We start from the raw sequence: 6,117 nt of genomic DNA on the forward strand, positions 1-6,117 counted from the left end.
GGTGTGTTCGAGGCCTTCCAGAAGAAGCGGATCGCCGGCGCCAACCCATGGGGCGAGGGCGCAACGACGCTCGAATGGCAGCTGCCTTCGCCGCCGCCCTTCCACCAGTGGGAACAGCTGCCGAAAATCAAGTAAGGCGGCTGCCCGCTCGAATACGAAACCGCCGGTCCGCCGGCGGTTTTGGCCAACGGATGATGGACTTAAGTACGCATGGCCCTTGTCGACGACCCATTGATTGACGAAGCGGGCTTTCGCATGTCGGAAGCGACGGCGGGCGATTTCTTCGCGCTGCTGAAGCCGCGCGTCATGTCGCTGGTGGTGTTCACCGCCTTTGTCGGCCTTGTCGCCGCACCCGTGACCATCAACCCTCTGCTGGCGGTGATCGCCATCCTGGCTATTGCAATAGGTGCTGGTGCCTCCGGCGCGCTCAACATGTGGTACGATGCCGACATCGATGCCGTGATGACCAGGACCGCCAACCGCCCGGTCCCCGCCGGTCGCATCCAGCCGCACGAAGCCCTGACCTTCGGGCTGGTGCTGTCGGTGCTGTCGGTGATGACGCTCGGCGTGCTGGTCAACTGGCTGGCGGCGACGCTGCTCGCCTTCACCATCTTTTTCTACGCCGTCGTCTACACGATGTGGCTGAAGCGCTGGACGCCGCAGAACATCGTCATCGGCGGGGCCGCCGGTGCCATCCCGCCCGTGATCGGCTGGGCCGCGGTGACCGGGACAGTCAGCCTCGAAAGCATTGTCTTGTTCCTGATCATCTTCCTGTGGACGCCGCCGCATTTCTGGGCGCTGGCGCTGTTCAAGTCCGAGGACTATGCCAAGGCCGGCATTCCGATGATGCCCAACGTCGCCGGCCACGCTTCGACCCGCCGCCAGATCTTCGCCTATGCGCTGGTGCTGGCCCCGGTCGGCGTGCTGCCGTGGCTGCTTGGCTACACCACGCCGTTCTATGGCGTGGCCGCCCTGCTTCTGGGAGTCGGTTTTGTCTGGTACGCGTGGAAAGTGCTTGGCATGGCCGACGATGACCGCGTCATGAAACCGGCCAAGGCCCTGTTCGCCTATTCGCTGCTTTATCTCTTCGCCATCTTCGCTGCCTATCTGGCCGACAGCGTTGTCGAACGCGCGCTTGCCATGGGTGGAGCATGACCATGATCGAGGAAAAGCTCGAGACCGTCACGTTGACCGAGCGTCAGAAGAAGGCGCAGCGCAGCCGTTCTATCGCCATCGGTGTGGCGCTGGCGCTGCTGGTGTTCATTTTCTACGTCGCGACGATCGTGAAGTTCGGCCACAATCTGGGCACGATGTGATGAGCGTCGAGACCTCTAAAAAAGCGGCTGGCAAGAACGGCAACGTCATCGTCGCGGCTGTCTGCCTCGCCTTCTTCACAGGCATGATCGGCATGGCCTATGCCGCGGTGCCGCTCTACAAGATGTTTTGCCAGGCGACCGGCTATGGCGGCACGACGCAACGTGCCGAGAAGCAGTATGCCGGCCGCGTGCTCGACCGCGAGATCACCGTCCGCTTCGATGCCAACATCGCTGGCGTGCCGTGGGAGTTCCAGCCGGTCCAGCGCTCGATGACGATGAAGATCGGCGAGACCGTGCAGGCGCACTATCAGGCGACCAACAAGTTCGATCGTCCCGTGACCGGCCGCGCCACCTTCAACGTGCAGCCTGAACTGGCAGGTCCCTATTTCAACAAGGTCGAGTGCTTCTGCTTCACCGACACGACGCTGAAGCCCGGCGAGACACTGGACATGCCGGTCCTGTTCTACGTGGACCCCGACATCGTCAATGTGCCGGAACTGAAGGACGTGAAGACGATCACGCTGTCCTATACGATGTTCCCGGTCGAGAAGGCCAAGCCGGTCGCCTCCTCGGAGCCGGCCAAGGGCAATAGCAAGACAATTTCGAATACCGAAGCAAATCTCGGGGGTTGATATGGCAGACGCGCACGCAAAACCACAGCATGACTATCATCTCGTCGACCCGAGCCCGTGGCCTTTCCTGGGATCGGTAGGCGCACTTGTCGCCGCCTTTGGCGGCGTCTGCTTGATGGAATACCTGAAGGGCGGCTCGTTCCCGATCTTCGGCTTCAACATCGCCAATCCATGGCTGTTCTTCATCGGTCTCGTGATCATCCTCTACACCATGTTCGCCTGGTGGTCGGACACGATCAAGGAAGCGCATGAGGGCCATCACACGCGTGTCGTGTCGCTGCATCTGCGCTACGGCATGATCATGTTCATCGCCTCGGAGGTAATGTTCTTCGTTGCCTGGTTCTGGGCCTATTTCGATGCCAGCCTGTTTCCGAGCGAAGTCCAGCAATATGCCCGCACCGCGTTTACCGGCGGTGTCTGGCCGCCGAAGGGCATGGAAGTTCTCGACCCCTTCCATTTGCCGCTCTACAACACCGTCATCCTGCTGCTGTCCGGCACCACGGTGACCTGGGCGCACCATTCGCTCATCCATGGCGATCGCAAAGGCTTGATCAACGGCCTGGTGCTGACTGTTGGCCTCGGCATGCTGTTCACCATGGTGCAGGCCTACGAGTACATGCATGCTCCGTTCGCCTTCAAGGATTCCATCTATGGCGCCACCTTCTTCATGGCGACCGGCTTCCACGGTTTCCACGTCATCATCGGCACCATCTTCCTGTTGGTCTGCCTGATCCGGGCGATGAAGGGTGATTTCACCCCCAAGCAACATTTCGGCTTCGAGGCGGCCGCCTGGTACTGGCACTTCGTCGACGTGGTCTGGCTGTTCCTGTTCGCCTCGATCTACGTCTGGGGATCGGTCGGCGCGGTGATCGAGGGCCACTGATCCTGGCCTGAGGAATTTCCGTTTGGGGAGGGGCGGCCGCGGCAATGTGGCCGCCTTCTTCTTTTTGGCGCAATGATCGCTGATCGATAGCCAATGCGGCTGACAATTTTCCGGGCCATTTGCGCATTGATGATCGCGGCACTCCCGGCCTTTGCCGGCGAGAAGGTGGATCTGGTGCGTGTCCACAAAGCCGAACGCCGGCTGGAACTCATCGGCGACGGCAAGATCCTGCGCAGCTACGGCATCGCACTCGGCGGCGATCCTGTCGGGCATAAGCACCAGGAGGGCGATCAACGCACGCCCGAGGGGAACTATGTCCTCGACTGGCGCAACCCGAACAGCATCGCGCACAGATCGATCCATATTTCGTACCCCAACACCGACGATCTGGCGGCCGCCAGGGCGCGCAATGTCGACGCGGGCGGCATGATCATGATCCACGGCCAGCCAAACGGTTATGGCTGGTGGGGCTGGCTGCTTCAATTGGTCGACTGGACCGACGGCTGCATTGCGGTTACGGACTCCGATATGGACGAAATCTGGGCGATGGTGGCCGATGGCACACCGATCGAGATCGAGCGGTAGGCAATGAGTGGCAATATGAACTGGTTGCCGGTCGATCTGAAATCGAGCGGTAAGCAATGAGCGACGACTCTTCCAAGAGTGAAGATAGGGCGATCTGGCCGCCGATCGATCCGATCTCGGCCGGCCTGCATGGCCGTTGCCCGCGCTGCGGCGAGGGGCGGCTATTTTCCGGCTTCCTCACCGTCGGCAAGCGATGCGTCAATTGCGGCCTCGATTATTCCTACGCTGATGCCGGCGACGGGCCGGCGGTGTTCGTGATCCTGATCATCGGCTTTATCATCGTCGGCCTGGCGCTCTGGGTAGAAGTCACGCTCAGCCCGCCGCTCTGGCTGCATCTGCTGGTCTGGATTCCGCTGGCTGTTGTGCTGTGCTTGACGGCGCTGCGGCTGATCAAGGGCGTGCTGCTGACGCTGCAATACCGCAACCAAGCGGCCGAGGGCCGGCTGGATCGCGGCGAATGAGCGAGGCTTCCCTTAGAACTGACGGTCGTTCGCGGCCGCGATCGGCATTGCTGCTCGGCCTTGGCCTTGTGCTGTTCCTGATCCTGCTGGTGCTCGGCACCTGGCAGATGCAGCGCCTGTATTGGAAGGAAGGCCTTCTGCAGACCATCGACCAGCGCACCCATTCGGCGCCCTTGCCGTTGGTTGCGGTCGAGAAAGAGTTCGCCGCCACCGGGGATGTCGATTACACGCCTGTCACCGTCACCGGCACGTTCCTGCATCAAGGCGAACGCCATTTCTACGCGACCTGGGAGGGTGATGCCGGCTTCAATGTCTACACGCCGCTGGCGCTCGACGACGGACGCTTCGTCCTGATCAATCGCGGCTTCGTGCCTTACGATCTGAAGGACGCCGCCAAGCGCGCCAAGGGACAGGTGGCTGGCAGTGTGACGGTCACCGGGCTGGCCCGCAACCCGCTGCCGGGCAAGCCGTCGATGATGCTTCCCGACAACGACGTGGCGAAGAACATCTTCTACTGGAAGGACCGCGACGTGATGGCTGCAAGCGCCGGTCTGCCGGCGGGCGCCGCGCTGGTGCCGATCTTCATCGACGCAGACAAGACGCCAAACCCAGGCGACTTGCCGGTTGGCGGCGTCACCATCATCGATCTCCCGAACAGCCATCTCCAATATGCGATGACTTGGTACGGGCTTGCCGCGGCGCTCGCAGCCGTGCTCATCCTGCGGCTTCGCCGTCCCGCGAAAGACGAATGAACGCGGCTGATGCCCGCTTTCAACCGATGCCCTTGACAGGGCAGGGGTGCGCACTTCATTTCGGCTTTGATCAACCGGCCCGGATTTAATGCTTCAGACAACCACCAAACCACCTCTGACGATCCGGCTCTGCCAGCCGCGCGGTTTTTGCGCCGGTGTCGACCGTGCCATTCAGATCGTCGTACTGGCGCTGAAGAAATATGGCGCGCCGGTCTATGTCCGCCATGAGATCGTGCACAACCGCTACGTCGTCGAGGGGCTGCAAAGCCTTGGCGCCGTCTTCATTGAGGAACTCTCCGAGATACCGGCCGAACATCGGCAGTCGCCCGTCGTGTTCTCGGCGCATGGCGTGCCGAAATCGGTGCCGGCGGATGCGAAGGCGCGCAATCTCTTCTATCTCGATGCCACCTGCCCGCTGGTGTCGAAGGTCCACAAGCAGGCGATGCGCCATCAGCGGCTCGGCCGCCATGTGCTGTTGATTGGTCACGCCGGTCATCCCGAAGTGATCGGCACCATGGGCCAACTGCCGGACGGAGCGGTGACACTGATCGAAACCGAAGCCGATGCCGCAAAGCTCTCGCCCGCCGATCCGCAGGCGCTCGGCTTCGTTACCCAGACCACATTGTCTGTCGAGGACACCGCCGGCATCATCCGCGCCTTGCAGGATCGCTTTCCGGCGCTGCAGGCACCAGCGGCGGAATCGATCTGCTATGCCACCACCAACCGCCAGGAAGCGGTCAAGGACACCGCGCCGGGTGCCGATCTCTATCTGATCGTCGGCGCGCCGAATTCCTCCAATTCGCGACGACTTGTCGAAGTCGCGGAGCGTGCAGGCGCCACCATGTCGCTTCTCGTGCAGCGCGCCGCCGAGATTCCGTGGAATGACATCGGCAACATCTCGACGCTTGGCCTGTCGGCCGGCGCATCGGCGCCCGAAATCATCGTCGACGAGATCATCGACGCGTTCCGGCAACGCTTCGATGTAACGATCGATCTGGCCATCACGGCGACGGAAACGGAGGATTTTCCGGTCATGCGGGTATTGCGCGATGTCGAACTGACGCGGGCCGACATGGCCTTCGTCAATGGAGCCGCGTAAGCCACATGGCGGTCTACACCGACGTTGCGGAAGGCGAACTCGGCGCATTCCTGAAGCACTATCCGGTCGGCGATCTCCTGTCCTACAAGGGCATCGCCGAAGGCACCGAGAACTCGAACTTTCTGCTGCACACCTCCAGCGGCTCCTACATCCTGACGCTCTATGAGAAGCGCGTCGAGAAGGCGGATTTGCCGTTTTTCCTCGGGCTGATGGGCCATCTCGCCAACAAGGGCGTGTCCTGCCCGCTGCCGGTGACCGCGCATGACGGCAGCGTCATCGGCACGCTCGCCGGCCGGCCGGCGGTCATCATCACCTTCCTGGAAGGGCTTTCGTTGCGGCGGCCCACAGCAACGCATTGTGCCGAGGTCGGCAAGGCATTGGCGCAGTTG

At 62.0% G+C, this 6,117-nt stretch carries 9 protein-coding genes; all 9 read left to right on the forward strand.

Annotated features, from left to right (window positions below):
- Positions 1 to 210: 210 nt before the first annotated feature.
- On the forward strand, positions 211 to 1,155 hold the full coding sequence (locus EN749_RS28490; protein WP_127320379.1) for a heme o synthase: 945 nt from the start codon (positions 211 to 213) through the stop codon (positions 1,153 to 1,155).
- Between the two features lie 2 nt (positions 1,156 to 1,157).
- Complete coding sequence (locus EN749_RS28495; protein WP_128364407.1) at positions 1,158 to 1,316, forward strand: hypothetical protein; 159 nt, start codon at positions 1,158 to 1,160, stop codon at positions 1,314 to 1,316.
- Complete coding sequence (locus EN749_RS28500) at positions 1,316 to 1,948, forward strand: cytochrome c oxidase assembly protein (RefSeq protein ID WP_127395869.1); 633 nt, start codon at positions 1,316 to 1,318, stop codon at positions 1,946 to 1,948. The genes EN749_RS28495 and EN749_RS28500 overlap by 1 nt, the downstream gene beginning before the upstream one ends.
- A gap of 1 nt (position 1,949) precedes the next feature.
- On the forward strand, positions 1,950 to 2,831 hold the full coding sequence (locus tag EN749_RS28505; protein ID WP_127270321.1) for a cytochrome c oxidase subunit 3: 882 nt from the start codon (positions 1,950 to 1,952) through the stop codon (positions 2,829 to 2,831).
- 93 nt (positions 2,832 to 2,924) lie between these two features.
- A complete protein-coding gene (locus EN749_RS28510) occupies positions 2,925 to 3,416 on the forward strand; it encodes a L,D-transpeptidase family protein (RefSeq protein WP_127320373.1) in 492 nt (163 codons plus the stop codon).
- 56 nt (positions 3,417 to 3,472) lie between these two features.
- Positions 3,473 to 3,877 carry a DUF983 domain-containing protein gene (locus EN749_RS28515; protein WP_127395867.1) on the forward strand — a complete coding sequence of 135 codons (405 nt, stop codon included), beginning with the start codon at positions 3,473 to 3,475 and terminating at the stop codon, positions 3,875 to 3,877.
- Positions 3,874 to 4,629, forward strand: a complete 756-nt coding sequence (locus EN749_RS28520) for an SURF1 family protein (RefSeq protein WP_189367766.1) — start codon at positions 3,874 to 3,876, stop codon at positions 4,627 to 4,629. The genes EN749_RS28515 and EN749_RS28520 overlap by 4 nt, the downstream gene beginning before the upstream one ends.
- 88 nt (positions 4,630 to 4,717) lie before the next feature.
- Positions 4,718 to 5,728 (forward strand): 4-hydroxy-3-methylbut-2-enyl diphosphate reductase, encoded by a 1,011-nt coding sequence (ispH, locus tag EN749_RS28525; protein WP_023808604.1) that lies wholly within the window; start codon positions 4,718 to 4,720, stop codon positions 5,726 to 5,728.
- A 5-nt stretch (positions 5,729 to 5,733) separates the two neighbouring features.
- Positions 5,734 to 6,117 (forward strand): phosphotransferase (locus EN749_RS28530; RefSeq protein ID WP_145991035.1); only part of this gene is annotated, 384 nt, incomplete at its 3' end.

The sequence above is a fragment of the Mesorhizobium sp. M7A.F.Ca.ET.027.02.1.1 genome, from assembly GCF_004022985.1.
GTDB lineage: Bacteria > Pseudomonadota > Alphaproteobacteria > Rhizobiales > Rhizobiaceae > Mesorhizobium.

Excerpts from the sequence above, each read along its gene's own strand:
- EN749_RS28495 (WP_128364407.1), top strand. The coding sequence starts at position 1,158 with ATGATCGAGGAAAAGCTCGAGACCGTCACGTTGACCGAGCGTCAGAAG.
- EN749_RS28490 (WP_127320379.1), top strand. The coding sequence starts at position 211 with ATGGCCCTTGTCGACGACCCATTGATTGACGAAGCGGGCTTTCGCATG.
- EN749_RS28500 (WP_127395869.1), top strand. The coding sequence starts at position 1,316 with ATGAGCGTCGAGACCTCTAAAAAAGCGGCTGGCAAGAACGGCAACGTC.
- EN749_RS28510 (WP_127320373.1), top strand. The coding sequence starts at position 2,925 with ATGCGGCTGACAATTTTCCGGGCCATTTGCGCATTGATGATCGCGGCA.
- EN749_RS28515 (WP_127395867.1), top strand. The coding sequence starts at position 3,473 with ATGAGCGACGACTCTTCCAAGAGTGAAGATAGGGCGATCTGGCCGCCG.
- EN749_RS28505 (WP_127270321.1), top strand. The coding sequence starts at position 1,950 with ATGGCAGACGCGCACGCAAAACCACAGCATGACTATCATCTCGTCGAC.
- EN749_RS28520 (WP_189367766.1), top strand. The coding sequence starts at position 3,874 with ATGAGCGAGGCTTCCCTTAGAACTGACGGTCGTTCGCGGCCGCGATCG.
- ispH (WP_023808604.1), top strand. The coding sequence starts at position 4,718 with ATGCTTCAGACAACCACCAAACCACCTCTGACGATCCGGCTCTGCCAG.